The sequence below is a fragment of the Halovenus amylolytica genome (assembly GCA_004015825.1).
In the GTDB taxonomy this organism is placed as follows: Archaea; Halobacteriota; Halobacteria; order Halobacteriales; family Haloarculaceae; genus Halovenus; species Halovenus amylolytica.
On the sequence record ML137216.1, the window covers coordinates 33,459 to 57,551 of the forward strand.

At 62.0% G+C, this 24,093-nt stretch carries 25 protein-coding genes; 16 read left to right on the plus strand and 9 right to left on the minus strand.

Annotated features, from left to right (window positions below):
* Positions 1 to 8 precede the first annotated feature (8 nt).
* Complete coding sequence (locus EOW68_RS01305) at positions 9 to 299, plus strand: DUF424 domain-containing protein (protein WP_128223477.1); 291 nt, start codon at positions 9 to 11, stop codon at positions 297 to 299.
* 27 nt (positions 300 to 326) lie between these two features.
* On the opposite strand, the gene EOW68_RS01310 is transcribed toward EOW68_RS01305, so the two are convergent.
* Complete coding sequence (locus tag EOW68_RS01310) at positions 327 to 1,040, minus strand: SDR family NAD(P)-dependent oxidoreductase (RefSeq protein ID WP_128223377.1); 714 nt, start codon at positions 1,038 to 1,040, stop codon at positions 327 to 329.
* Positions 1,041 to 1,101: 61 nt separating this feature from the next.
* Positions 1,102 to 2,391, minus strand: coding sequence for a 3-phosphoshikimate 1-carboxyvinyltransferase (aroA, locus tag EOW68_RS01315; RefSeq protein WP_128223378.1), 1,290 nt, complete (start codon positions 2,389 to 2,391; stop codon positions 1,102 to 1,104).
* Positions 2,392 to 2,561: 170 nt separating this feature from the next.
* On the opposite strand from aroA, the gene EOW68_RS01320 reads away from it, so the two are divergent.
* The 4 genes from EOW68_RS01320 (at position 2,562) to EOW68_RS01335 (ending at position 5,783) form a co-directional block, all read left to right on the plus strand.
* The gene (locus EOW68_RS01320) at positions 2,562 to 3,053 is read left to right on the plus strand and encodes a pyridoxamine 5'-phosphate oxidase family protein (protein ID WP_128223379.1); all 492 of its coding nucleotides are present in this window, start codon (positions 2,562 to 2,564) and stop codon (positions 3,051 to 3,053) included.
* Between the two features lie 96 nt (positions 3,054 to 3,149).
* On the plus strand, positions 3,150 to 4,196 hold the full coding sequence (locus EOW68_RS01325) for a class I SAM-dependent methyltransferase (protein WP_128223380.1): 1,047 nt from the start codon (positions 3,150 to 3,152) through the stop codon (positions 4,194 to 4,196).
* A 62-nt stretch (positions 4,197 to 4,258) separates the two neighbouring features.
* On the plus strand, positions 4,259 to 5,143 hold the full coding sequence (locus tag EOW68_RS01330; protein ID WP_128223381.1) for a response regulator: 885 nt from the start codon (positions 4,259 to 4,261) through the stop codon (positions 5,141 to 5,143).
* On the plus strand, positions 5,133 to 5,783 hold the full coding sequence (locus EOW68_RS01335; RefSeq protein WP_128223382.1) for a DUF7504 family protein: 651 nt from the start codon (positions 5,133 to 5,135) through the stop codon (positions 5,781 to 5,783). The genes EOW68_RS01330 and EOW68_RS01335 overlap by 11 nt, the downstream gene beginning before the upstream one ends.
* Here the strand turns inward: EOW68_RS01335 and mfnA are convergent.
* Positions 5,780 to 6,838, minus strand: coding sequence for a tyrosine decarboxylase MfnA (gene mfnA / locus EOW68_RS01340; protein WP_128223383.1), 1,059 nt, complete (start codon positions 6,836 to 6,838; stop codon positions 5,780 to 5,782). The two genes, EOW68_RS01335 and mfnA, sit on opposite strands and share 4 nt — an antisense overlap.
* A gap of 153 nt (positions 6,839 to 6,991) precedes the next feature.
* Here mfnA and trpD point away from each other — a divergent pair, with 153 nt between their 5' ends.
* From trpD to EOW68_RS01380, 8 genes are all read left to right on the plus strand, one after another.
* Positions 6,992 to 7,993 carry an anthranilate phosphoribosyltransferase gene (gene trpD / locus EOW68_RS01345; protein WP_128223478.1) on the plus strand — a complete coding sequence of 334 codons (1,002 nt, stop codon included), beginning with the start codon at positions 6,992 to 6,994 and terminating at the stop codon, positions 7,991 to 7,993.
* The gene (locus EOW68_RS01350; protein ID WP_128223384.1) at positions 7,990 to 8,637 is read left to right on the plus strand and encodes a phosphoribosylanthranilate isomerase; all 648 of its coding nucleotides are present in this window, start codon (positions 7,990 to 7,992) and stop codon (positions 8,635 to 8,637) included. The genes trpD and EOW68_RS01350 overlap by 4 nt, the downstream gene beginning before the upstream one ends.
* Positions 8,634 to 10,235: an anthranilate synthase component I gene (gene trpE, locus EOW68_RS01355; protein WP_128223385.1), complete on the plus strand. Its 1,602-nt coding sequence runs from the start codon at positions 8,634 to 8,636 to the stop codon at positions 10,233 to 10,235. The genes EOW68_RS01350 and trpE overlap by 4 nt, the downstream gene beginning before the upstream one ends.
* On the plus strand, positions 10,232 to 10,870 hold the full coding sequence (gene trpG / locus EOW68_RS01360) for an anthranilate synthase component II (RefSeq protein ID WP_128223386.1): 639 nt from the start codon (positions 10,232 to 10,234) through the stop codon (positions 10,868 to 10,870). Before trpE ends, trpG begins: the two co-directional genes overlap by 4 nt.
* Positions 10,871 to 10,910: 40 nt before the next feature.
* Positions 10,911 to 11,837: an HFX_2341 family transcriptional regulator gene (locus tag EOW68_RS01365; RefSeq protein ID WP_128223387.1), complete on the plus strand. Its 927-nt coding sequence runs from the start codon at positions 10,911 to 10,913 to the stop codon at positions 11,835 to 11,837.
* Positions 11,834 to 12,589 carry an SIR2 family NAD-dependent protein deacylase gene (locus EOW68_RS01370; RefSeq protein ID WP_128223388.1) on the plus strand — a complete coding sequence of 252 codons (756 nt, stop codon included), beginning with the start codon at positions 11,834 to 11,836 and terminating at the stop codon, positions 12,587 to 12,589. Before EOW68_RS01365 ends, EOW68_RS01370 begins: the two co-directional genes overlap by 4 nt.
* A 64-nt stretch (positions 12,590 to 12,653) precedes the next feature.
* A complete protein-coding gene (locus EOW68_RS01375) occupies positions 12,654 to 13,994 on the plus strand; it encodes a DUF92 domain-containing protein (RefSeq protein WP_128223389.1) in 1,341 nt (446 codons plus the stop codon).
* Positions 13,995 to 14,435 carry a GNAT family N-acetyltransferase gene (locus EOW68_RS01380; protein ID WP_128223390.1) on the plus strand — a complete coding sequence of 147 codons (441 nt, stop codon included), beginning with the start codon at positions 13,995 to 13,997 and terminating at the stop codon, positions 14,433 to 14,435.
* A gap of 9 nt (positions 14,436 to 14,444) precedes the next feature.
* On the opposite strand, the gene EOW68_RS01385 is transcribed toward EOW68_RS01380, so the two are convergent.
* The 5 genes from EOW68_RS01385 to mutL form a co-directional block, all read right to left on the minus strand.
* A complete protein-coding gene (locus EOW68_RS01385) occupies positions 14,445 to 15,104 on the minus strand; it encodes a glycerophosphodiester phosphodiesterase (protein ID WP_128223391.1) in 660 nt (219 codons plus the stop codon).
* A gap of 114 nt (positions 15,105 to 15,218) precedes the next feature.
* Positions 15,219 to 16,442, minus strand: a complete 1,224-nt coding sequence (locus tag EOW68_RS01390) for a lactate racemase domain-containing protein (RefSeq protein ID WP_128223392.1) — start codon at positions 16,440 to 16,442, stop codon at positions 15,219 to 15,221.
* 3 nt (positions 16,443 to 16,445) lie between these two features.
* Positions 16,446 to 17,231: a GTP cyclohydrolase IIa gene (locus EOW68_RS01395; RefSeq protein ID WP_431358688.1), complete on the minus strand. Its 786-nt coding sequence runs from the start codon at positions 17,229 to 17,231 to the stop codon at positions 16,446 to 16,448.
* A gap of 83 nt (positions 17,232 to 17,314) precedes the next feature.
* Complete coding sequence (locus EOW68_RS01400) at positions 17,315 to 19,729, minus strand: heavy metal translocating P-type ATPase (protein ID WP_128223393.1); 2,415 nt, start codon at positions 19,727 to 19,729, stop codon at positions 17,315 to 17,317.
* An 81-nt stretch (positions 19,730 to 19,810) separates the two neighbouring features.
* Positions 19,811 to 21,931, minus strand: coding sequence for a DNA mismatch repair endonuclease MutL (gene mutL / locus EOW68_RS01405; RefSeq protein ID WP_128223394.1), 2,121 nt, complete (start codon positions 21,929 to 21,931; stop codon positions 19,811 to 19,813).
* A gap of 130 nt (positions 21,932 to 22,061) precedes the next feature.
* Here mutL and EOW68_RS01410 point away from each other — a divergent pair, with 130 nt between their 5' ends.
* The 3 genes from EOW68_RS01410 (at position 22,062) to pyrF (ending at position 23,856) form a co-directional block, all read left to right on the plus strand.
* Positions 22,062 to 22,520: a DUF2240 family protein gene (locus tag EOW68_RS01410; protein WP_128223395.1), complete on the plus strand. Its 459-nt coding sequence runs from the start codon at positions 22,062 to 22,064 to the stop codon at positions 22,518 to 22,520.
* A 73-nt stretch (positions 22,521 to 22,593) separates the two neighbouring features.
* The gene (locus EOW68_RS01415) at positions 22,594 to 22,959 is read left to right on the plus strand and encodes a DUF7993 family protein (RefSeq protein WP_128223396.1); all 366 of its coding nucleotides are present in this window, start codon (positions 22,594 to 22,596) and stop codon (positions 22,957 to 22,959) included.
* A 60-nt stretch (positions 22,960 to 23,019) separates the two neighbouring features.
* Positions 23,020 to 23,856, plus strand: a complete 837-nt coding sequence (gene pyrF / locus EOW68_RS01420; protein ID WP_128223397.1) for an orotidine-5'-phosphate decarboxylase — start codon at positions 23,020 to 23,022, stop codon at positions 23,854 to 23,856.
* 25 nt (positions 23,857 to 23,881) lie between these two features.
* On the opposite strand, the gene EOW68_RS01425 is transcribed toward pyrF, so the two are convergent.
* Complete coding sequence (locus tag EOW68_RS01425) at positions 23,882 to 24,082, minus strand: hypothetical protein (protein WP_128223398.1); 201 nt, start codon at positions 24,080 to 24,082, stop codon at positions 23,882 to 23,884.
* Positions 24,083 to 24,093 lie beyond the last annotated feature (11 nt).

A 24,093-nucleotide genomic window follows, 5' to 3' on the forward strand; every position in this document is an offset into this window, starting at 1 on the left:
TGGTCGAGTTGTTGCTCAACGAACGGGAGACCCAGAAGGGCCGGCTGGTCGCGGTCTGTGAGGCCGATCTGCTCGGCGAGAGCTTCGAAAACGGCGAGCTCTCCCTGACTGTCAACGAGGAGTTCTACGACGGTCAAGAAGTCGACGAGGATACTGTAGTCGACAGCCTCGCGAACTGTTCTGTCGCGAATATCGTCGGGACGAAAGCCGTCGAAATCGCGATCGAACACGGCTTCGTCGAGGAGGAGAACGTCCTCGATATCGGCGAGACGCGTCACGCACAGCTGCTCTGGATGTAGCGCGGGTTTTCGAGTGGAACTTCGTTTTCAGGCTTCACCGTAAACCGGCACGGCAGCGCCGCTCGTGACACTCGCAGCCTCGCTACAGAGGAAGACGACCACGTCGCCGATATCTGCGGGATCGACCCATTTCGAGTGGTCCGAGTCCGGCATCATATCGCGGTTCATGGGCGTATCGATCACGCTCGGCATGACTGCGTTCGCTCGGACTGTTCCTTTGTTCTCCTCGGCGATCGTCTCTGTCAGGAGGCGCACACCTGCTTTAGACGCGCGGTAGATCCCGTCGCCTTCGCCGCCTTCCAGCGACGACCGGGAGGAGACGCTGACGATTGCACCCTCCGAATCCTGGATGTGTGGCAGCGCATGTTTGGAGGCGAGAAACATCGTCTTCAGATTCACGTCGAACAGAAAGTCGAACGTCGAGGCGTCGGTTTCGTGGATCGGATCGCCGCCGCGCCAGGTCCCCGCGATGTTCGCCAGGTAATCCAGCCCGCCGTGTTCCTCGACGATCGCGTCGATCGTCTCTTCGACGACCGACTCGTCCGTGAAATCACCCTGGTAGAAGTCGATCCGGTCCGGATCGTCGAGCAGGAAATCCTCTCCGTCGTCCGGTGAGACCAGATCGGCCCCACAGACTGTCGCCCCGGCAGCGAGGAACTGTTCCGCGATGGCACTTCCCAGCGCACCACCGACACCAGTTACGAGCACGGTCTTGTCGTCGAAATCAAAGCTGACTGTCATACTACAACCTTCGGCCGCCACCGTCATGGGTACTCCCGAACCCCCGCTGTTTTGCCGACAGTTACGCCGCCGAGAGCTCGGCTCCGAGTTCTTCGAGGAGTTCGAAAAAGTCGGGGAAGGAGACGTCGACGTGCTCTGCGCCGGTCACTGTCGTCTCCCCGTCGGCGACGAGGCCGGCGATTGCAAGCGACATGATGATCCGGTGGTCCGCCCGACCGTCGACAGTCGCTCCAGTCAGATCGGACTGCCCGCCGTGGATCGTCAACGTCTCCTCTTCCTCCTCGACCTCGGCACCCATCGCGTCGAGGGCCTCGGCCATCGCGCGCACGCGATCAGTTTCTTTGTATCGCACGTGCTCGCAGTCGGTGATCGTCGTCGTTCCGTCGGCGGCCGCGCCGAGCACCGCAATCGTCGGGAGCAGATCCGGAGTGTCCTCGACTCCGACTTCGATCCCCGCGAGATCACTCGTTCGTGCTGTGATCTCGCCGGCATCTTCGTCCCACTCGACGTCGCCGCCCATCTGACGGACGATATCGACGATCGCTTTGTCACCCTGCGCACTGGGGAAGGCACCGGTGATCGTCAGGCCGTCATCCGAGGCGAGGACGCCGGCAGCCAGCAGGTAAGAGATAGACGAGAAATCGCCGGGGACAGTGTAGCTGCCGCCGGCATCGTAGCGCTGGTAGCCGTCGACCGAGAAACCTCGCCCTGTTTTTCGTGCCGAGACGCGGAAATCGTCCAGTACTTCGAGCGTGATATCGACGTAGGGCGCAGATTTGAGCTCCGTCTGGAGCGTGATGTCGATGCCCGCATCCGTGACACCGCCGGCCATCAGCAGGGCGGTGATGTACTGTGAGGAGACATCGCCTGGGATCGCCGCGGAGCCACCGGTGACCGGGCCACGAACGACGAGTGGTGCCTGTCCGTTCTCGCGTGTGCTCTCTGCCCGCGCACCGAGTTGTTCGAGCGCGCGGAGCAGATGTTTCTGTGGCCGGGAGCGCAGGGAGTCGTCACCGGTCAGAACGGTGATCCCGTCGGTCAGCCCGGCTGTCGCCGTCGTCAGGCGCATCGTCGTCCCGCTGTTCGCACAGTCGATCACGTCGTCGGGAATCTCCGGTCGCCCCTCGAAGCCCTCGATTTCGAGGGTGTGCTCGGCCTCGTCGTGTTCGACAGTGCCGCCGTAGGCCTCGACAGCGCGGATCGTCGCGCGCGTATCGGCGCTCATGAGTGGATTGTGAACTGTAGTCGTCGCTCCGTAGCCAGCCGCGAGGATCGCGCGGTGTGTGTAACTTTTCGACGGCGGGGCCTGGGCCTCGCCCGCGACCGTCGACGTACTGATCGTAGCGTCCATGCTCACCGCGTGGGTTGGGTCGGTCTTGAGAGTACCGGAAGGCCCCGCGAGAGACGCCAGTTCGAGACAGACGAGTTCGGATTCGAACAATGACTACACGACTGTCGGCTTTTCTACGATTTCTGGAACTGTGGGATGGCTTTTTGTTCACTCTCGTCAATATGTCATACATGACAGTTGATGAACTGGAACGGTACGGAATGGAGCGGATGGACGACGAGGAGATCCAGCAACTGCTCACGACGCAGGATTACGGTATCCTCGCGCTGCCGACGGATGGGGCGCCGAGTATGCGCCCGCTTTCGTTCTGGTTCGACGGCGACGACAACGTCTACTTTCTGTACGTCTCTGGCGACTCCAGCAAGAAAGAAGAGTTGAGCCGGCGAGCCGAGATTGCCCGGTTTCTCGTCTACCGGATCGAGACGACGTTCAACTGGCGGAGTGTGCTCATCACCGGACGAATCGAGCCAGTTCCGGAGAGTGAGCGGCCGGAAATCGAGGAGCAGGCGGACATTCCATGGAAACCCGACGTGTTCAGACGAGCCATGGAGTCGGAACCGACCAGCCTGTACCGGTTAAAGATCGACGAACAGTCGGGAATCAAACAGCTCGAACTGCCGCCGGAGCTTCGAACCGAAGAGTCCGGGAGCAAGCCGAACTGACTGGGAACGCCGAGTCGGGGACGATACCGAACTGACGGACCGAGCCGAGCTAACGGGTCATATATACGCGTCAGACCCCAGGGCCAGGTAGAGACGATGTCCGAGCAGCCACTCTCCGCAGTCGTCGAGAAACCACGGGCGCAGGCAGCGATCGGCTCACTTCGCGACGAAGGGGTGTACGACGATTCCCGGAGTGTCTACGAGTGTGGCGACGAAACCGTCGCCATCCCGGTGACTGCGCTCCCCCAGGAGACACGGGTGCTGGATCTCATCGAGGAGGTCGGCGAACCGCGACTCCAGACAGTTACAGACCACCTCAGAGACCGCGGCTGGAGTGACGAGGAACTCGAACGCGCGCCGGGGTCGTGGGCAGTCATCGGCAGCGCCATTCTGGTCGAGGCCAGCGACACACCACGACCGTCGGAGGTCGGCGAGGCGCTGCTCGCGATGCATGGCAGCGCAGATACGGTCCTCGCCCGGCAGGGAATCTCCGGTGACCACCGCGAACCCGAGGTCGAGGTGCTCGCAGGCGAGGGCGATACCGAAACGGTCCACCGGGAACACGGCACCGAGTACGCACTCGACCTCTCCGAAGTGATGTTCTCGCCCGGGAACAAGGCCGAACGCGCCCGGATGGGTGAGATCGTTTCCGACACCGAACGCGTCCTCGATATGTTCGCCGGGATCGGCTACTTCACGCTCCCGATAGCCAGGGCCGGCGCGCACGTGACTGCGGTCGAACGGAATCCAGCCTCGTTCCAGTATCTCGTCGAAAACGTCGTCAGAAACGGTGTTCAGGACCGTGTCGAGACCTATCGCGCCGACAACCGTGACGTGATCGCGGGCGGCCAGGCAGACGAGACCCCAGAGCATCAGTTCGAGTTCGACAGGATCGTGATGGGCTACTACGACGCACACGAGTATCTCGACAGTGCACTCGGTGTCATAGAGCCCGGCGGCTGGGTCCACATGCACGAGGCGACACCGGAGGGACTCGTTCCCGACCGCCCGCTCGGACGGTTGCGCGAGGCTGCCGAGCGACAGGATCTGGACATCGAGACCCACTCTGTCCAGAACGTAAAGGGCTACAGTGAGGGTGTCGCCCACGTTGTCGTCGATGCCAAACTGCAGCCGACCGGGTAGGGTATGTACCAGTTATTTTCAAGACAATCAGGTATATACAACTGGATACGTCATTGCTGGTAATGGGAGTAACAGTCGTTCTAATCGTCGACCGCGACGAGCAAACGCGGTTACGAACTGCGAGATTCATCCGTGAGAGGCTGGAGGACGTGTCGGTTCTAACGGCAAACTCACTGGCGACAGCGAGAGATGCAGTTGAGAACCAAACTGTCGACGTGGTGGTGACGGGGTACACGCTCGGCGACGGGAACGGGCTCGAACTCGCCGACTACGTCCGGAAGACCAGTCCGGGGACTGGCTGCATCCTGTACACGGACTCGGAGAGTGTCGACACCGACTCCTTCGAGGATGTCGTCGTGGAGTTCGTCGGGAAGGAGTCACCGGATGCAGCGGAGACGCTGGCTGCACTCATCGAACAGGCCGGCGTGGAACTGACACAGGCGTCCTATCCGGTCCCGGAAGCGGAACGGGAGCGCCTCGAAGCAGCCGACCAGTTCCTCACGATCAGGGCGGAGATCGTGCCGGTCGGTGAGCGCCTCGCGGGGCTCGCAGTCGATCATTTCGACGCGAGTGCCGCCGCTGTGACGGTCATTAGCCGTGACCGACAGGAGATCGTAGCTGGTGAGGGGGAGCTTACCGTCCCGACGGTCCGGGAACAGTCGCTGGCGACACATACGATCGTCTCCGAGACCGGCGTGATGGCTGTCGGGGATACGCAGGCTGACCCCCGGTTTGCCGACACCGAGAAGATCCACGATGCGGGCATCCGCTCGTATCTCGGTGCGACAATCGAAACGAGAGACGGTCACGCCGTCGGGACGCTGTCGGTGTACGACGACGAAGTCCGCGAGTTCTCCGAGGCCGACCGGAACTACATCAGGGAACTGGCAGGAGTGATACCAGAGACACTCGCGCTCCGAGAGCGAGGTGACAGGTATGCCCACTGAACCGTTCGAATTTCCGACCCTGCCGGTCGAAGCTGTCCGGGCTGGAACGACGCTACTGGTTACCGCATCGGGTCGGCTCGGCTCGCGAGTCGCTCGTGAACTGGCCCTCGGTGGCGGCCACGACGATGGGATCATCTACATTTCGACGAACAACTCGGGCAGAATGCTGGCCGAGGAGTGTCAGAGTTCCTATCCGGATCTCGATTTCTCCGAGTTCGGCATCATCGATGCCACCGGTCGGGCGGACACCGAGACAGCGACTGGTGCCAGGGTCGAAAGTGTCTCGAACAGCGCCGATCTGACGGGCATCAGTATCAAAAACTCGATCCTGACGACCCACCTGCAAAAGAACGGTATCGACCGGATCCGGAGCTGTTTCGACTCGCTTTCGATGTTGCTCCTCTATACGAATTTCAAGACGATCACCCGCTTCGTCCACACGATGGACGGACGAATCGCTGCAACTGACGGGCTCGGACTGTTCGTGCTCGATCCGTCGATGCACGATCCACAGGTGAAGTATACGCTACAGAACATCTGTGATGGGGTTATAGACGTTCGCAACGAAGAGGCAGGCCCGGAACTCCGCGTCGAGGGGCTCCCCAATCAGTCCCGGAGCTGGCAGTCGCTCGATCTCTAGTACCAGTCCAGGTCGGCGACAAAGGAGCGCAGCATCGACCGCGTGACGTGGGGCATACAGACGATTCGGAGTTCGCCAGCACCTGTTTTCGAGACGCGCCAGCCACGCTCTCTGAGTTCGTCGGTCATCGGGACCGAGAGATCGGCAGTTACCAGCGGAAGCTCCGGACCGAAGACGTCGTGACCGCGACTGTCGAGTTGTGCAGCCAGCCACTCCGCATTCTCCATCGCCCGGTCGTACTGTTCGCTGTAGCCGCTGGGCCACAGCGCATCCATCGCGGCGACCGCGCTCGCGACACCTGCGCCGCTCCGCGTACCGGTCAGGGAGATCTGTGCGGCAGATTCCAGATACGGCGTATCGATCGTGAGATCTGCGAGGAGTTCTTCGGAGCGAGCGAGCAACCCCCCGGCCGGGACGGCGGCCCGGCCGGCCTTGTGTGGGTCGATGGTGAGCGTATCGATCGCCGCGTCATCGAAGTTCCAGTCGTAGTCGGCGAAGGGAAGATAGAATCCACCCCAGGCAGCGTCGACGTGGCAGATCGCGCCAGCGTCCTCTGCGAGTTCGGCGATTTCCGGAATCGGGTCGACGACACCGTACTCCGTCGATCCCGCGACACCGACCAGCCCGACTGTATCCTCGTCGACGAGTTCTTTCATCGCCGCCAGATCTGCCCGGTGGTCGACCGTCGGTGCGGATCGGAGTTCGACACCCAGCAGTTCGGCCGCCTTCCGGAAACTGAAGTGTGCGCTCTTCGGTGCGACGATGTTCGGCCTGTTCGTATCGCCACGATTTCGTGCGACCCGGACGGCCTGAATGTTCGACTCGGTCCCACCGCTCGTAACGTAGCCTGCTGGTTCGGAGAGGCCGGCGATGGTACCGAGCATCTCGACTGCTTTCTCTTCCAGTTCTGCAACCGTCTGGTACGTTCCCGGGTCGCCCGGATTCGTCGCCAGAAACCGCTCGGCGGCCGCCCGTGCCTGCGGGTGTGGTTCCGTACACATCGAGGTGAGAACTCGCTCGAAATCCTGCGGTTCCGCGCCCTGACCCTGCTGCATATATTTTCTGTAGGCAGGGAACTGTTTAGGAATTACGTGTTTAATGTGCATAGTTTTCGAAATACCGTCTCCGGGTAAGGACGACACGCTTAAGTTAGTGTACGGATTTGTTCATCACATACCGAAAAAGTCCATTGGTGGTACTCAATGTCACTGGAATCCTACATCGAACGCGTCACAGACGGTGAAGATCTGACTCAGGCACAGGCACGCGAGGCGTCGACAGCAGTCTTCGAGGATGCGACGGAGGCACAGATCGGGGCCCTGCTGACGGCGCTGCGGGCGAAAGGCGAGACCGAGCAGGAGATCGCGGGCTTCGCACAGGGTATGCGCGGGGCAGCCCGGACGATCACCCCCCAGCGGGAGACACTCGTCGACACCTGCGGGACGGGTGGTGACGATTACGATACGATCAACGTCTCGACGACGAGTGCCATCGTCGTCGCCGGCGCTGGCGTACCAGTCGCCAAACACGGCAACTACTCGGTCTCCTCGTCGTCGGGGAGTGCGGACGTGCTGGAAGAGGCCGGCGTGACAGTCGACGCCGAACCGCCGACTGTCGAGCAGGCAATCGAGGAAGATGGCATCGGGTTCATGCTCGCTCCGGTGTTCCATCCGGCGATGAAAGCCGTGATCGGTCCGCGCAAGGAACTCGGCATGCGGACCATCTTCAACATTCTCGGCCCGCTGACGAACCCTGCAGGTGCCGATGCACAGGTTGTGGGCGTCTACGATCCAGAACTCGTACCGGTTATCGCTCGCGCACTCGCACAGATGAATGTCGAACGCGCACTCGTCGTCCACGGCTCCGGGCTGGACGAGATCGCAGTCCACGGCGAGACGACCGTTGCAGAGGTCGACGGCGAGGCAGTCGAGGAGTACACGCTCACACCGGAAGGGCTCGGGGTTGGCGAACACAGTATCGATGCGATCGCCGGTGGGCAGCCCGAAGAGAACGCGGCAGATATGCGCGGGATCGTCGACGGCGCCATCGACGGTGCGAAACAGGATATTATCCTCGCAAATGCGGGCGCAGCGATCTACATCGCCGGTGAGGCAGCGTCGATTCCCGACGGTGTGGAGCGAGCCAGAGAGGCAATCGAGTCAGGTGCTGCCGGGGAGAAATTCGAGGAACTGCGTGGAGCAGGCTCATGAGCAGTACCCGCGTCAAAATCTGTGGAATCACGAGCGCCGAGGACAGAGACTGCGCGGTTCAGGCAGGTGCGGATGCCGTCGGCTTCATCAGTCAGGTGCCTGTCGATAGCCCCCGAGAGATCACTCCCGAGCAGGTCAGCGAACTCGTCGCAGGTGTGCCACCGTTCGTGACGAGCGTCCTCGTGACGATGCCAGACACAGTCGAAGCGGCAGTCGATCTGGGAGAGCAGACGAGAGCCGACGCGATCCAGATCCACGGGACGCTGACACCTGAAGAGATCGAGGAGCTGCAGGAGCGAATCTCGATCCCAGTGATCGTGGCAGTCGATATCGACGAGGAGGCGATCGAAGCATACGCGGATGCAGCGAGTGCACTTCTCGTCGACTCGACAGATGCAGACGGCGGAGGTGGCACTGGACGGACACACGACTGGGGCCGGAGCCGAGAACTCCACGAATCGATCGATTCCCCGTTGATCCTGGCTGGCGGCCTCACCCCCGAAAATGTGGCCGAGGCTGTCGGGACAGTCGAGCCATTCGCCGTCGATACTGCGAGCGGTGTCGAACAGTCCGGCGGCGTAAAGGACCACGATGCCGTCGAGCAGTTCACGAGGCGTGCCCAGCGCGCGGTGAAAACAGTATGACGTTCGACGTCGACCGCGAGCAGTTCCGGTCCATCGCCGAGACAGACCAGCCGGCAGTCGTACGGGTCGAAGCCGACCTGGATCTGGATATCGACCCACTGGCGGCGTATGCAGCACTGACTGGCCGGACGACCGACGCAGCGAACGCGCCCTACTCCTTCCTGCTCGAAAGCGCCGAGAAGGTCGCGTCGAGCGATCCTGACGGGGCCTTCGCCCCCACCACCGAAGACCGCCACGCACGCTTTTCCTTTGTCGGCTACGACCCGAAGGCAGTCGTCACGGTCGGTGCCGAGGAGACCGAACTCGATATTCTCGACGACCGCTACCGCGATCTGCTCGAAACCAACGGTGGCGACACGATCGACAGTTTGCGCGCCGTGTTGCCCGACGTCACTCGGAAGAACTTCCCCGAGCGTGATCGACAGCAACTCGACGGTGGACTGGTTGGCTTTCTCGCCTACGATGCCGTCTACGACCTCTGGCTGGAGGAGGTCGGTATCGAACGACCCGAGTCGCGCTATCCGGACGCACAGTTCGTCCTCACGACGCGGACACTGGTGTTCGATCACGCCGAGGAGACGCTCTCGGTGGTCTGTACACCCGTGATCAGGGAGAGGGACGACGCCGGCGCGATCTACGACGACCTGACTGCGGAGGTCGATCGGATCTCTGATCTCCTCGAAAATGCCGATCCCCTGGAAACAGGTGGCTTCAGCCTCGAACGAGAGGTCGCAGGCCCGAAAGACGAGTACGAAGACGCCGTCGAGCAGACCAAAGAGCACGTCTACAGCGGTGACATCTACCAGGGTGTCATCTCCCGGACCCGGGAGCTGTACGGTGAGGTGGACACGCTCGGGCTCTACGAGTCACTCCGGGAGATCAACCCCTCGCCGTACATGTATCTCCTCTCTCACGACGACAAATCGATCGTCGGGGCGAGTCCCGAAACGCTCGTCTCGGTGGGCGACCGCCGGATCGTCTCGAACCCCATCGCGGGCACCTGCTCGCGAGGGAACAGCCCCGTCGAGGACCGACGACTCGCCGGTGAGATGCTCGCGGATGGCAAAGAACGTGCAGAACACACGATGCTCGTCGATCTGGCGCGAAACGACGTCCGGCGGGTCGCAGAACCGGGCAGTGTCCGCGTCGAGGAGTTCATGAACGTCCTGAAATACTCCCACGTCCAGCACATCGAATCGACGGTGACGGGAACACTCGACAGGGAGTACGACGCCTTCGACGCAGTGCGTGCCTCCTTCCCCGCAGGGACGCTCTCCGGTGCGCCGAAGATCCGCGCGATGGAGATCATCGACGATCTCGAACGAACACCGAGAGGTCCCTACGGCGGCGGTGTCGGCTACGTCTCCTGGAGTGACGACGCAGACTTCGCGATCGTGATCCGAACCGCGACGGTCGAACAGACAGAGACAGACCAGCGAATCACCGTGCAGGCCGGGGCCGGCATCGTCGCCGACAGTGATCCGACCGCGGAGTACGAAGAGACAGAGAAGAAGATGGACGGCGTCCTCGATGCACTGGATCGAATCGAGGACACGGGAACGGACCGCGAGGCAGAGACTACGGAGGTTGAGCAATGACCGCAGAGACGACACAGACCGACTCGGCGGAATCAAACGGCGCCGACAGCGACGAGATTCGGGTCCTCTTTATCGACAACTTCGACTCCTTCACCTACAATCTCGTCGAGTACGTCAGCGAACATGCCGAGACGACCGTACTGAAGAACACAGCCTCGATCGAGGAGGTCGAAGCTGTCGATCCGGATGCGATCGTCATCTCGCCGGGGCCAGGCCATCCAAAGAACGAACGCGATGTCGGTGTCACGAACGAAGTCCTGCAGGATTTGAGCCAGGATGTACCGACGCTTGGTGTCTGTCTCGGTCTCGAAGCGGCCGTCTACGCCTACGGCGGCAGTATCGGCCGGGCTCCGGAACCCATCCACGGCAAGGCGTTCCCGATGGATCACGACGGCGAGGGTGTCTTCGAGGGCCTCGACCAGGGGTTGCAGGGTGGTCGGTACCACTCGCTGATCGCCTCGGAGGTACCGGATTCCTTCGACGTGACGGCGACGACGACCGTCGACGGCGAGGAACTCGTCATGGGAATCCGCCACGCGGAGTACCCCATCGAGTGTGTACAGTTCCACCCCGAGTCCGTGCTGACCGCCGTCGGACACGACATCATCCGGAATTTCCTCGCAGACCTCGAGTAGTCTCGCGGGTTTCTTAACTGCGCCAGTCGAACAGAGATGTATGCAGACGCATATCGTCCCGGTCGGCTTCGACTACGACCGGCTCATCGCGCCGCTCGTGCGCGAGCAGATGGATGTCGACCGCGTAATCCTGTTGGAGGGTGATATGGGCAGCCAGGCCAACGTCGAATACTCGCGGAATCTCGCTGCGAAACTCGAAACTGATTTCCAGAACCTGCTCGGGGCGGAGACCGAGCGGTTCACGATCGAAGACGTCTACGACTACGACGAAGCCTTCGAGCAGGCGTTCGACCTGATCAACAAAGAACTCGACCACGACGCTGCAGACGGCGAGGTCTGGGTCAACATCTCTGCGATGCCCCGGACAGTCTCTTTTGCCTTCGCGACCGCTGCACACTCGATCATGGTCGAACGGCAGGGCGAACGCGACCGGATTCACACCTACTACACGGTCCCCGAGAAGTATCTGGAGACCGAACTCGCCGAGGAACTCCGCCGTCAGATCCAGCTTCTCGAAGACGTACAGGAAACCGAGACGGACTCCGAGCGCATCGACGAGCGGCTGGCGAGTGCCAGACAGCTTCTCTCCGAGTTCGACGAACGCGGCACGACGATCGGTGCGAAAGAGATCGACGGGAGCCACATCGTCGAACTCCCTGTCGCGCTGTTTTCGAGTGTCGAACCGTTCGAGGAAGTTATCCTGTTCACGCTCGGCGAACACGGCGAGTTCGCGTCGATCTCCGAACTGGCCCAGCAGCTGGCCCGCGAACTCGGCGAGGAGTACACGGATTCCTTTCGCTCGAAAGTTATCTACAACGTCGACCGCCTGGGCCCGGGCGGGAAAGGCTACATCGAACAGGAAGACCACGGCAAATCCTACCGGACACGACTCTCCCGGATCGGCGAACTCTGGGTCCGCGCACACTCCGGCCGGGAGCGGACGGGTCGCGAGTTCGATCTCTCATGAGCGACGATATTCAGCAGGCAGCAGCGGCAATCGAGACGGCCGACACCGTCGTCGCATTCACGGGTGCGGGCGTCAGCACTGCCTCGGGGATTCCCGACTTTCGGAGCGAGGGCGGGCTCTGGGAGCAGTACGACCCCGCGGAGTTTCACTACCAGCGGTTCAAGCGAGATCCCGGTGGGTTCTGGGAGAAACGGCTGGAGATGTACGAACAGGTCTTCGCGGACGATATCGAACCCAACGAAGCCCACGAGACGCTCGTAACGCTCGAACAGCGAGGCGTCCTCGATACGGTCATCACCCAGAATATCGACGATCTCCACGGCGCGGCAGGCACGGAGTCGTTGCTCGAAATCCACGGGAATGGACGGCGCGTGGTCTGCGAGGAGTGTGGCAAACGGTCGACGCTGGAGGACGTGACCGACCGGATCGAAGCTGGGGAACTTCCACCACGCTGTCAGACCTGTGGGGGACCACTCAAACCAGATGTCGTCCTCTTCGGTGAGGAACTCCCCGAAACGACGATGCAGCAGGCCAGAACAGCGGCCCGCGAGGCCGATCTCTTTCTTGCAATCGGTTCGTCGCTGACCGTCGAACCGGCTGCATCGTTGCCCCGGATCGCACACCGGACCGGCAGCTCGCTGCTGATCGTCAATCTCGAAGCGACCAGCTTCTCGGACGTGGCAGCCTTCGAGTTCCGGTCGGACGTGACCGAGACCTTGCCCGAGCTTGCCGCTACCCTCGAACAGCTGTAGTCTGAGGCAAATTTTTCGGGTCGGTCCGGAAAGTGTAAGTGCTAATCGGCTATATCCGCCCGTAGTGACATCGCCTGTCCGGCGCGCCGCTGCCTTTGCCCTCGTCGGGTCCCTTGCCCTGGTCGTTCCACTGGCGAGCACGCTCGAGGAACCCGCCTACGCGACCGTCGGCGCGATCGCACCGTTCATGCTGGTCGCTGCGGGCGCGCTGTCCGTGAATCCCGGCGGGCTCTTCTTCGAGTTGTTCGCCCGACCCGGGGATCGACGCGACCGGAAACTGTACGGGCTGGCCGGCTTCGCACTGGCTGGGGCAGGTATCGCGATCCTCGCAGTCGAGTTCGGCATGCCAGAGACGGTCTACGTCGGAACGCTGTTTTTGCTCTCCTACGGCAACCTGACCGGGCAGGTTAGCCGCCACGTGACGGGCGATCCGGTGCTCGCGACGGCCGGCTTCGTCGCCGGTGGCTCGCTCGCGGGCGGTGGCGGTCAGCTGCTCGCTGCCCTGATCACCGGCGATACGGTCGCCTGGCAGACGGTCATCTTCCTCGCCACGAGCGGGAGTCTGCTCGCCGCACTGTTGCGGGAAGTCCTGTTCAAACGTGACGACGTACTCGTCATGACCAGCGTTGCCCTCCTGCTGTGGCTCGTCGCCAGCCTCCCGCTCGAAATTTCGACGACACGGATCGCCATCGCGATCGGCGTCACCGTCTTCCTCGGCTACCTCTCCTTCGCGCTGGAGACGGCATCGCTCCCGGGGATGCTCACTGGTGTCCTTCTGGGACTGCTGACGATCGTTCTGGGGGATTACGGCTGGTTCGCGATGCTCATCGCCTTCTTCGGAATCGGTGGGCTCGCCTCGAAGTTCAAATACGACCGGAAGATAGATCGCGGCATCGCACAGGAGAACGAAGGACAGCGGGGTAGTGGGAACGTCCTCGCGAACTCGCTGGTCGCGCTCGTGGCAGTGATCGCAGCGGCCGGCAGCCACAGCATCAGTATCTCCGAGGCCGTCTTTTTTTTCGCCTTCGCCGGCTCTGTGGGCGCTGCGCTCGCTGATACACTGTCGAGTGAGATCGGCGGGCTGTTCGACAATCCTCGATTGATTACGACACTCGAAGTCGTCGAACCGGGCACGGATGGCGCGGTTACCTGGCAGGGTGAAGTTGTCGGGTTGACGGGTGCAGCGATCATCGGCGTCATCGCGTTCGTGGGCTTCAACGGCGTCGGTCCGACGGGTGCCGGTGTGATCATACTCGCTGGCGTCGCCGGCATGACAGTCGACAGCGTACTGGGTGCGACGATCGAAGGCACACTGTTCGGCAACCAGACGGTGAATTTCCTCGCGACGCTTTCGGCCGCTATCGTCGGCAGCGCACTCGCCGTCTCTATCGGACTCACGCTCTAGATGCTCGAACTCAGACGCGGAACACGGGGCGATCTCGATCGACTCCGACAGATTCAGGCCAGAACACTCGCCGAACCCTGGCCGGAGCTACTGGCAAGTGCCGTCGGCGGCTATCCACCGGTGTTCGTCGCTGTCGACCACCAGCCTGTGGGCTACGCGATCGTCATCCACGGGCCGGAGACGGTCGCCTACCTGTCGGAACTGGCAGTCGCACCTGATCGGCAAGGAGAGGGCTACGGCTCGAAACTGCTGGAATACGTCTGTGAGGAACTCGCTGCTGACGGCTACGACCGACTCCGGCTCTCCGTGCTGGCCAGCGACGAGCGTGCACGACAGTTCTACAGCGACTGTGGATTCGAGCAGGTCGAACGGCTCCCCGACGAGTTCGAGCGCGGTGACGGCATCTTGCTGGCCAAAGAGCTGACCGCCGACAGTGACTGATGATCGAAATTACGCGTCCGGCACGATCAGCCAGTCGTCGACGATCACACCGTCGACCCCTAGCTCTCTTAATTCGAGGACATCTTCCGTGGTTGGGACAGTCCAGGCGTTGACGGAAAATCCGTGGTCTCTGGCCTGCTCGATCAGGCCCTCGTCGACGAGTTCGTGAAGTGGATGGATAGCATCACAGCCGAGTTCAGCGGCTGTCTCGATGCTCTCGGCACCCGGCCCGGCGAAGAGGTATGCAGTCGGGACGGGTTCTCTGGCGAACTCCGCGAGGGCCTCGGATTCGAACGACGAGACGAGAACCTCCTGATCGAGTTCGTCGAGCAGTGGTGCGACATCCTCGACCATTCCCGCTCGCTTGAGTTCGACGTTTATTCCTGTCCCTGCAGGCAGCGCGTCGAGTGCGGCTTCGAGCGTCGGAATCACCTCCTCGGAGTTACCGATTTGCAACGACTGTATCTTCTCCAGTGGTGTCTCACTGACTCGCCCGCTTGCTCCGGTCAACCGGTCGAGTGTGTCGTCGTGGAAGACGATAATCTCGCCGCTCCCGCATCGCTGGACGTCGATCTCGACCATGTCGACGTGCTCGGCCGAGCCACGAATCGCTGCCAGACTGTTTTCCGGGAACTGGTCAGCACAGCCTCTGTGCCCGATTACGTTCACATGTAGTAGTGGCCTGCAAGAGGTATAAAGATGACACAGAGCCCAGCAAAGAATTCAAGCCTACGGTACGAGAAGGTGAAAACCTACAAGATACTGTCTGACACGCCGGTTTTATTAGACGAGGAGTGTGTTCAGCGCGTCGGGAACGACCAGCACATCACTCTCTGGTTCGATCGCGTCTTCGACACCCTTTGCGGCGTGCATGAGACACTCTTCGACGATCTCCGGCGTGTCGCTGTTCGTGATCCACACGTCGTGTTCCCGCAGTGTCCGTGCGAGGACGAACGCACGCTGGGCACCCGGTTCGTACCCGTCCTTCATTTCCTGGTACAGTTCCTCGGGACTGCTCGCCGCCGACAGTCGCTCGTAAAATCGCTGTTCGCCACGTCCCTCGCCAGCACCTTCGGAGAGGGTCGCTGGCACGACGACACGCCCGTCCGGTCGCAGTGGATTCCGTGCACCGAGAACGATGTAGGTCGGGCCGCGGGTCGTCTGGTAGAGGTTCGCGTCTTTCGGTGCGCCGACGCCCGCGACGACGGCGTCGTACTCCGCCGTCACTTCGACCGAGAGCGCCTCCCTGGCCGTCGCTGCGAGATCCCGCACGACTGCCCGGTGGTCGCCCGCGCTCGCGCCCATGATGCCTGCCGGTCCGTGGGTGACGTTTAGACAGAACTCGACGTCGATGAGATCGCCGCCACTGTCCAGGAACTCCCTGAATGGGTTGCCGTCGATCCGACCGAGCCGGACACCGTCGCGGGCGAGCATCTCCGGCCCGTGGGTGTACCGGAGCTGTGACTCGCCGCCAGCGCCGATCAGTGCGGTCTTCGCGCCGCCGGAGAATCCTGCGTACTGGTGTGGCTCGACCATACCCGTCGAACAGAGGACGTCTGTCTCGGTGATCGGTTCGAACAGCTCGACCGGACAGCCCTCGATTTCGCCGACGGTCACCGTTCGATCTGGGTCGTGGTTGACCGCGAGATCCGCGTGCTCACCCAGTGCAGATTCGATCTCCTCGTCGGTCATCGGCCGGTGCAGACCGAGCCCGATCACGACACTGATCTGGTCGCTGTCGACGCCGGCTCGCTCGAATGCGGCGACCAACACGTCGAGCAGGACGTCTTCCGGAGTTGCGCGAGTAACGTCAGTGACGACGATCGAGACAGAATCAGACGGTTCGATACGGTCGGTGAGTGGTGGGCCATGTGGGTCTCGGAGTGCATCTCTGGCAGCCTCGCGCACGTCGACAGCCTCTCCGCCCGGCGGTCGCGCAGTCGTGACTCGACAGGATGGCAGCGAACACTCGACCGTCTCCGTTCCGAGTGGGAGTTCGAACCCCATCGATCAGTCCGTGGCGGCCTGCTGTGAGATCTGGTGGACACGGTGGCCGTTCTCGCGACACTCCTCCAGGGCGAGCTTGGCGCGGTAGCCCGCCCCGTGTGCGGTCGTGCCGCGGCCGACACCGACCTGCAACTCGACACCGGCTCGCTCCCCGACGACGTCCCGCGCGGTGTCGAACGTATCGCGGTCCAGCGTCGGACAGACTGCGATCATGTTGTCGCCGCCGACGAAGCGTGCGATGCTGTCGTGTTCCGTCTGCATGTACTCGGCGAGTTCGAGCGCAGTCCGCTGGACAGTCAGTGTCGTCTTCGCTGCGTTCTGGGTATCGGTGAGCGTCCCTGTCACGTCGACGATATCGAAATGTGCGATCGTCAGATCGCCGTCCGTGTGTCCGATCGTCTCGTCGATCGCGAGGATCTCGGTCCGGCTGGGGTCCTGTGCGCTGCCGGCCTCCTGGAGTTTTTGGGTCGCAGTCCCGAGTGCATCGATCGGCGTCTCTCCGACGCCGACGCTCATGCTGGCAGTGATGGGGTACTGGTTCCGAACTCGTTCCTGGAACCGTTCGTGGGCTTTTCCGTCGATCCCGTTCGTTACTCCGATGATGTTGTCGAACCGGTCGAAAAATGCGTAGCCGTCTTCCCGGCCGACGAAGTCGGCGAAGTCGGCGTACAGCCGTGCCTGTAACGACTGCAGGTCCGTCTCACGTCGCGGTGATGGTGTCACCGTCCACGGGCCGTAGTTGTCCAGCTGTAAAAGCGTCAGCTGGATATCATCGGGAGGGTTCGTCACGGTCCAGTATTGGCTCCTGACGCATATAAAGTGACAGGAATCGGCCCGGAACTGTCCAGCTATCGGCTACCAGACACCGAAACTCAGAGAAGCGACCGCGTGCTGTTGAGTGCGATCGTCCCGCCGCTGACGACTGCTGCCCCCATGACGAAAAGTGGGTTCAGCACGCCAGCGACTGCGAGTCCGATGGCAAACCCGTTGAAGCTAAGCGCCAGCCCGGTGTTCTGGTAGAGGCGCCGTCGGGCAGCGTCAGCCAGATCGAACGCGGTCTCCACGGTCGAGATATTCTCGTCGAGGATCGTGATATCGGCCGCCTCTGCAGCCAGCGCGGTCCCGGTACTGATCGAAATTCCCAGATCAGCACCGGCCAGTGCAGGTCCGTCGTTCGTGCCGTCGCCGACCATGGTGACGTGACCCCTCGCCCGCAGTCGCCGGATCGCCTCGGTTTTGCCATCCGGCGACACGCCGGCGAAGACGTGGTCGACGTCCTCGTGTGCTTCGAACTGGGCGGCTGCAGCCCCGTCGTCACCCGTCAACACCACGATCTCGATATCCCGGTCTGCGAGCCGACTGATCGTCTCGGCCCACTCCCGTCTCGGCGAATCCCCCAGCACGACGAGCCCCTCGGCACTCCCGTTGTCCCCGACGATTACAGGGAGGTTGCCCGCCTCGCGTTCTTCGAGTGCACGCTGTTCGATCTCGCTTTGGACAGTCCAGCCCTGATCGGCGAACAGATCGAGATTACCCACGAGCAGTGTCCGGTCACCGTCTTTTCCCTCGATGCCCGTCGCGTGTGTCTTCACGTCGGTTATCTGTGGCTCCACTCTTTCGGGCTCTGACGCTGTCTCCACAGATCTGCGTCCGCCATCAGCCCGGCGGCCGAACTCGTCTTCGATCACCGTACTCGCCGGATGTGCGGCATATTTTTCGAGTACAGCGACGGCCGAGAGGAGTTCTGTCGGTGCATCGGCGTCGAGTAACTGCATCTCACCGGTGGTGAGCGTCCCCGTTTTGTCGAAGACGACAGTATCGGTCTCCCGGAGTCGTTCGAAAATCGTCTCGTCGAAGATGATGATCCCCCGTCGAAGTCCCGCTTCGATACTCGTCGCCACCGAAAGCGGTGTCGACAGTCCAACGGCCCACGGGCAGGTGACAAGCAGTGTTGCGAGTCCAGCGAAGATGCCCCCCAGAATTGATCCGCCAACGGCGACTGTCGAGAGTGTGACGACGACTGCCAGTACGGCGAGTGCCGGGACGACGAGGGCGGCGAGCCTGTCGCTCCGGCGCTGGACACCGTGTGACGCACTTTGCAGATCCCAGACGGCCGTCGTGAGCCCATCGAGACTGCTCGTCGGCGGGTCACCGACTTCGAGGACTGCCCGGTCTTCGACCACGATGGAGCCACCGATCAGTGAGTCTCCGGCTTCTTTGCGGACTGGCAGGGACTCACCGGTCACGACTGCCTCGTCTACCGTACAGCCTCCGTTTTCGAGGCTGCCGTCGACCGGAATACGGTCGCCCTGTGTAACGAGGACGCTGTCGCCGGCCTGGAGTTCTTCGACCGCCACCTCGCTCGTGGTCCCATCCTCGTCGTACCGCTCGGCGTGGGTAACCTCGGAGACAGTCAGTTCAGTCAGTCGGTCGACGGCGCGCTGTTTGACCAGCGACTCGTAGTAGATCGCGGCGACCACGGTCGCCGAGATGACGATCGTCAGGTCGTAGTAGACCTCGACATTGCCAGTCAAAAACGCCAGAGTGCCGTAGACGTACGCGCTCACGATCGTGATCGTGACGAGCAGATCGGTGTTGGGCTGGCGCATCCGCAGACTGACGTACGCACCCCGGAGCACCGGCAGCCCGGTAAAAAAGAGGACGATGCTGGTCATCCCGAGAAATGCCGGGAGAATAAAGATTCCATCCCCGGGTCCGGGGCCACTCTCGAACAACGTCATCGCATCCAGGAAGCCGGGAATCTGGGACGGGTAGAAGACAAGAATGTAGGGCATGAGGATGAACATCCCGACGAGAACGCCCGCTGCGTAGCGGAATCCAATCATATCGTCCATGTGACGTTCGTCTGTGCGCCGGTTCTGATCGTCAGCAACAGTCGAGAGTGTCTCTCTCGGGACCGCAGAGTATCCGACGGTGCTCAACGACTCACAGAGTTCCTCGACTGAGATCTCGTCTGGATCGGACTCGATACGGATCGTCTCCGTGATGTAACTCGCCTCCGCACCGGAGACTCCCTCCTCCGCTGTCGCGATCCGTTCCAGAAACTGCTCGCAGGTGTGGCAGTGCATCCCGTCGATGTGGAGAAAGGTGGCCTGGGCAGACTGATTCGATGATGTCGTTTCGCTACTCGCTTCTGTGTCCGCTACGTCGAGTGTGGTCGCGACTGACCTGCATCCGTCTGAACAGTAGCTGTCACCCTGTTCGTCGACGACAGCCGACGTCTTCAGGCTGCATCCACAGAGCGAGCACAGCGGTTCGGATTCCATAGCCGACAGTATCTGTTCATCTATGTTCGAGGCATAAAGCGATACTGCAGATTTACATTCGCGTTCGCGGACCGAGAGATATCAGTGCTGGTGGCCGGGATAATCCCGTTCGAACCGTGCCTCCAGTTCGTCGGTGTCGAACTCGACGATCACAGGTCGGCCGTGTGGACAGGCGTAGGGATTCTCACAGTCGTCGAGTGCCCCGAGCAGGTCGACAATCGACCCCTCGGTCAGTGACGTGTTACCAGTAATCGAGGGGTAGCAGGCGAGATCCGAGAGGAGTTCGTCCGCGGCAGCCTCGACTGTCTCACTCGCAGTGCCACCGTCAGCGACGAACTCGCCGAGAACGTCACGCAGTAGTGCTGGATCGGCCGCCTCGGCGATCAGCGAGGGGACAGTCGTCACCTCGACTGTTCGATCACCGGTCTGGGAGGCACGAAAGCCGAGTGTCGCCAGCGCATCCTCGTGAGCCGTGAACAGTTCGGCTTCTCTGGCTGTGAGTTCCAGCGTGACTGGTTCGGCGAGTGCCTGTGTGGTCGTCTCGGCGGTCAGTGACTCCCGGAGTCGTTCGTAGTTGATCCGTTCGTCCGCGGCGTGCTGGTCGATCAACACCATCCCCTCGCCCGTTTCGGCGACGATGTAGGTCTCCTGGAGCTGGCCGAGTACGCGCATCGGCGGCAGTGATTCGAAGGACTGCTCGACATTCTCGTCCTCGGCGAGTCTCGCCTGCTGGCCTGCGTCGGCAAACTTCCGCGCCGAGGGGGCGGTAGATTCGGTATCTGGTTCCCGGGGGGGAGTGGTTTCATCGGTCGAGTCCGTCGGATCATCCGCCGTTGACTCCTGGTCCGGGCTGTCGGAGTCTGCGGGGTCGGTCCTGACCGTATTCGCCCGTTCAGGCGAGTCAGTTCCATCCGTCGAAGATGCTGCTCCGGACTCGGTATCGGCTGATTCGGCAGTGGGCTCGGGCGTTCGTTTGTCCGTTCGTTCAGAAATCGAGTCGGACTGGATCCGAAGCTTCCTGGACGCTGTCTCCTCCGTGTCGGAGGCGTCTGTTGTCTCTGTCGCATCCGTGGCGTCGGCTGTCTCTGTGTCGGCATCCACCACACCCTGCTCCGCAGATCGGGATTTCTCGGGTGTGATTTCGGTCTGATCCGGTGCAGAGCGTCCGCGTGGGGCGGAACTCCGTATCAGCCCCTCCTCCAGCAAGGTCCCTTCGACGACTGTCTCGATCTGTTCGCGGATCCCTGCCTCGTCGGCAAATCTGACTTCCATCTTCCGGGGGTGGACGTTCACGTCCACTGTTCCTGGGTCGACGTCGAGATAGAGGACCGCGAAGGGGTATCGATCGCCTGCGAGCTGGCCACCGTAGGCGTCGACTACAGCCTCCCTGACGGTGTTCGCGGTCACGTACCGCCCGTTGACGAACGTCGAGAGGTAATCGCGGCTGGCCCGGTTCGTCTCCGGGTGACTGATCACGCCCGAGATCCCGTCGAGGGGGCCATCTGGCATCGCCTCGCCGTCGACGTCGATCATCGCCTCCGCGACCTCCCGGCCGTAGACCGACAGCACTGTCTCCTGCAGACTGCCGGTGCCGTTCGTCGCGAACGTCTCCCGACCGTTGTGTTCGAGCGTGATCGCCACGTCCGGATTCGCCAGAGCGTAGTTCGTCACCACAGTGTTGACGTGGGCGAACTCCGTCGCGTCCTGTTTGAGATACTTCCGCCGTGCCGGGACGTTGTAGAAGAGATCCTCGACCTCGACAGTGGTCCCCTCGGGACAGCCAGCGGGCGAGATGTTGGAAATCTCACCGCCTTCGACAGTCAGCTCGGTGCCCCGGTCGCCATCGCGCGGGCGGGTCGTGATCGTCAGCCGGGAGACAGCGCCGATAGCGTGCAGGGCCTCCCCGCGAAAGCCGAGTGTTCCGACACCACGCTCCAGATCAGCGATATCCGTGATCTTGCTCGTGGTGTGCTCCTCGACAGCCCGTTCGACTGCCGACCGGGACATCCCGATGCCGTCGTCTGTGACCTGAATCCGCTCTCTCCCCCCGGATTCGACGGTGACAGTCGCTCTGGTCGCATCGGCGTCGATGCTGTTTTCGAGCAGCTCTTTGACTGCGGATGCTGGCCGTTCGACGACCTCTCCCGCGGCGATACGTTCGACCGTCTGTGCGTCGAGTGCAGTGATCTCCGGGCCAGTCATTGTACGCTCGTCTGAATACAGACGGTTGGACTGGCACTGACTTGAGTTGTGGGTTCTGGCCCACACTGCGTTCTCGGCTGACGGAGAGAGCCCGATAGATTTACCCCCCAGCAACCAGCAGTTGCTGACGATGAGTCTCCGCCGAGCAGTCTCGGTACCCTTCCGCCAGCGCGGGGTCACACGGATGACCGAGAGTGAGTTCGTCGTCGCGCTATCGCTGGACCGCGACTGGTTTTCTCCCGATCAGGCCAAACGGCTGGTCACCGTCGCGGCCGGTGAGGGACTGCTCGACCGCGAAGACGACGATATCGAGGTAACATTCGATCCGGCCGATATCGAGGTGCCAGACGGCTACGAACCCGACGAGAGCATCCTCCAGCAGCGTACGACGTTCGAGCGTGTGCTGGAGACGATCGTCGATGCCGGGACGGAAAAACAGACCGCCGTCGCGGAGATCAACAAACTCCAGTCGGAGCTTGCGATCACGATCGAGGCTGCCGCGGTGCTGTACGGCCGCCAGCAGGGTGTCGAGGCGTCGGAACTGTCCGGCCACGTAGAGACAGAGTTGCTGGCAGATCGAAGCGAATAGAGCGACCACTCTCGGGAGTAACACCTATACTCACCCGGATAAAAATACCCGCACGGTTGGGACCACCCTACGCATGGTCACAGATAGCATCACAGACGGGAAGCGAATCGCACAGTTACTCGCCTCGGAAATCACAGGGTTACAGACCGGTGGCCTCGGTGCTGTTTCGGTCTCAGAGGCGGATCCGGACGCGATGCCCTCCGATACCGGGACGCTCGCCTACCGGGTCCTCGACGAGGAGACCGAACTGGCGGCGGTCTATCTCTATCCCGCATACGTCGAACTCCAGTTTGCGGTTCCCCGCCCACCCGAACAGACTGCTGACCGTGGCAACCTCGTCGAAGCCGACAACGAAACGGTTCAGGTGACGACCGGTGCCGACGTCAAAGGGGCGGTCGATCTGATCCGGGAGACGGTGGAGCAGCGAAACAGCGCTTGACCGGCGGTCAACTGGCTTGATATCGAGAGATTCATTTCGACCGCGGCCGGGAACTGCACAATGAGCTTTTTCGACCGGCTGGACGAACGGATTCGTAAACACGAGACTGTCGTTTCGGTAGGGCTCGATCCCGACCCCGACCGACTCCCGGAATCTGTCCAGGATGCGGAGCTTCCCCGCTGGGCGTTCAACCGACGGATCATCGACGCGACACACGAACACGCCGCCTGCTACAAGCCGAACGCAGCCTTCTACGAGGACCCCGACGGCTGGCGGGCACTTCAGGAGACTGTCGCGTACGCACACGGCAAAGACGTCCCGGTCCTCCTCGATGCGAAACGTGGCGATATCGGCAACACGGCCCGGCAGTACGCCTCGATCCTGGACGATGTGGACGCGATCACGGTCAACCCCTATCTCGGTGGCGACTCCCTCCAGCCGTTCCTCCAGCGCGAGGAGAGGGGGATCTTCGTGCTCTGCCGGACCTCGAACCCTGGCGGAAGTGATCTACAGGATCTCGTCCTCGACTCCGGCGAGACCGTGTACGAACGTGTCGCGAGGATCGCAGATACCTGGAACGAGAACGGTAACGTCGGGCTGGTCGTCGGCGCAACCGCGCCGGACGAACTCGAGGAGATCCGCGAACTGGTCCCCGAGATTCCGTTCCTGGTGCCAGGTGTCGGCGCGCAGGGTGGTGACAAAGAGGCTGCCGTCGAGTACGGACTCGCCGACGGTGTCGGACTCGTCAACTCCTCGCGGGGGATCATCTTTGCCGGTGAAGAGGTCACCGGTGGGCGAACGGATCGGTCAGTCCGTGGCGGGGACGGTGGCCCCTATTTCAAAGCAGCAGGCGAGGCTGCAAAGCAGTTGAAACGATCACTGAACCGTCACCGATAGCGCCGCACCCAGCGCCACCACCCAGTTACAGCTCGTAGGTATCGACGCCGTCGGGCATCTGCTCACCCTGCTCGGGCTGGTCACCACCGCCAAAGCGAGACTGACAGTCGACACAGTAGCCGCTATCGGTGTCGAAGTGTCGTTCGCAGACCAGCTGTCCACAGTGCGAACAGGAGTACTCTGCTGTTCTCGATTCACAGATCTCACAGAGTGTCGAAACGCTCATATCTAGTGGTA

Excerpts from the sequence above, each read along its gene's own strand:
- EOW68_RS01310 (WP_128223377.1), bottom strand. The coding sequence starts at position 1,040 with ATGACAGTCAGCTTTGATTTCGACGACAAGACCGTGCTCGTAACTGGT.
- aroA (WP_128223378.1), bottom strand. The coding sequence starts at position 2,391 with ATGGACGCTACGATCAGTACGTCGACGGTCGCGGGCGAGGCCCAGGCC.
- EOW68_RS01320 (WP_128223379.1), top strand. The coding sequence starts at position 2,562 with ATGACAGTTGATGAACTGGAACGGTACGGAATGGAGCGGATGGACGAC.
- EOW68_RS01325 (WP_128223380.1), top strand. The coding sequence starts at position 3,150 with ATGTCCGAGCAGCCACTCTCCGCAGTCGTCGAGAAACCACGGGCGCAG.
- EOW68_RS01330 (WP_128223381.1), top strand. The coding sequence starts at position 4,259 with ATGGGAGTAACAGTCGTTCTAATCGTCGACCGCGACGAGCAAACGCGG.
- EOW68_RS01335 (WP_128223382.1), top strand. The coding sequence starts at position 5,133 with ATGCCCACTGAACCGTTCGAATTTCCGACCCTGCCGGTCGAAGCTGTC.
- mfnA (WP_128223383.1), bottom strand. The coding sequence starts at position 6,838 with ATGCAGCAGGGTCAGGGCGCGGAACCGCAGGATTTCGAGCGAGTTCTC.
- EOW68_RS01350 (WP_128223384.1), top strand. The coding sequence starts at position 7,990 with ATGAGCAGTACCCGCGTCAAAATCTGTGGAATCACGAGCGCCGAGGAC.
- trpE (WP_128223385.1), top strand. The coding sequence starts at position 8,634 with ATGACGTTCGACGTCGACCGCGAGCAGTTCCGGTCCATCGCCGAGACA.
- trpG (WP_128223386.1), top strand. The coding sequence starts at position 10,232 with ATGACCGCAGAGACGACACAGACCGACTCGGCGGAATCAAACGGCGCC.
- EOW68_RS01365 (WP_128223387.1), top strand. The coding sequence starts at position 10,911 with ATGCAGACGCATATCGTCCCGGTCGGCTTCGACTACGACCGGCTCATC.
- EOW68_RS01370 (WP_128223388.1), top strand. The coding sequence starts at position 11,834 with ATGAGCGACGATATTCAGCAGGCAGCAGCGGCAATCGAGACGGCCGAC.
- EOW68_RS01380 (WP_128223390.1), top strand. The coding sequence starts at position 13,995 with ATGCTCGAACTCAGACGCGGAACACGGGGCGATCTCGATCGACTCCGA.
- EOW68_RS01390 (WP_128223392.1), bottom strand. The coding sequence starts at position 16,442 with ATGGGGTTCGAACTCCCACTCGGAACGGAGACGGTCGAGTGTTCGCTG.
- EOW68_RS01400 (WP_128223393.1), bottom strand. The coding sequence starts at position 19,729 with ATGGAATCCGAACCGCTGTGCTCGCTCTGTGGATGCAGCCTGAAGACG.
- mutL (WP_128223394.1), bottom strand. The coding sequence starts at position 21,931 with ATGACTGGCCCGGAGATCACTGCACTCGACGCACAGACGGTCGAACGT.
- EOW68_RS01410 (WP_128223395.1), top strand. The coding sequence starts at position 22,062 with ATGAGTCTCCGCCGAGCAGTCTCGGTACCCTTCCGCCAGCGCGGGGTC.
- EOW68_RS01415 (WP_128223396.1), top strand. The coding sequence starts at position 22,594 with ATGGTCACAGATAGCATCACAGACGGGAAGCGAATCGCACAGTTACTC.
- pyrF (WP_128223397.1), top strand. The coding sequence starts at position 23,020 with ATGAGCTTTTTCGACCGGCTGGACGAACGGATTCGTAAACACGAGACT.
- EOW68_RS01425 (WP_128223398.1), bottom strand. The coding sequence starts at position 24,082 with ATGAGCGTTTCGACACTCTGTGAGATCTGTGAATCGAGAACAGCAGAG.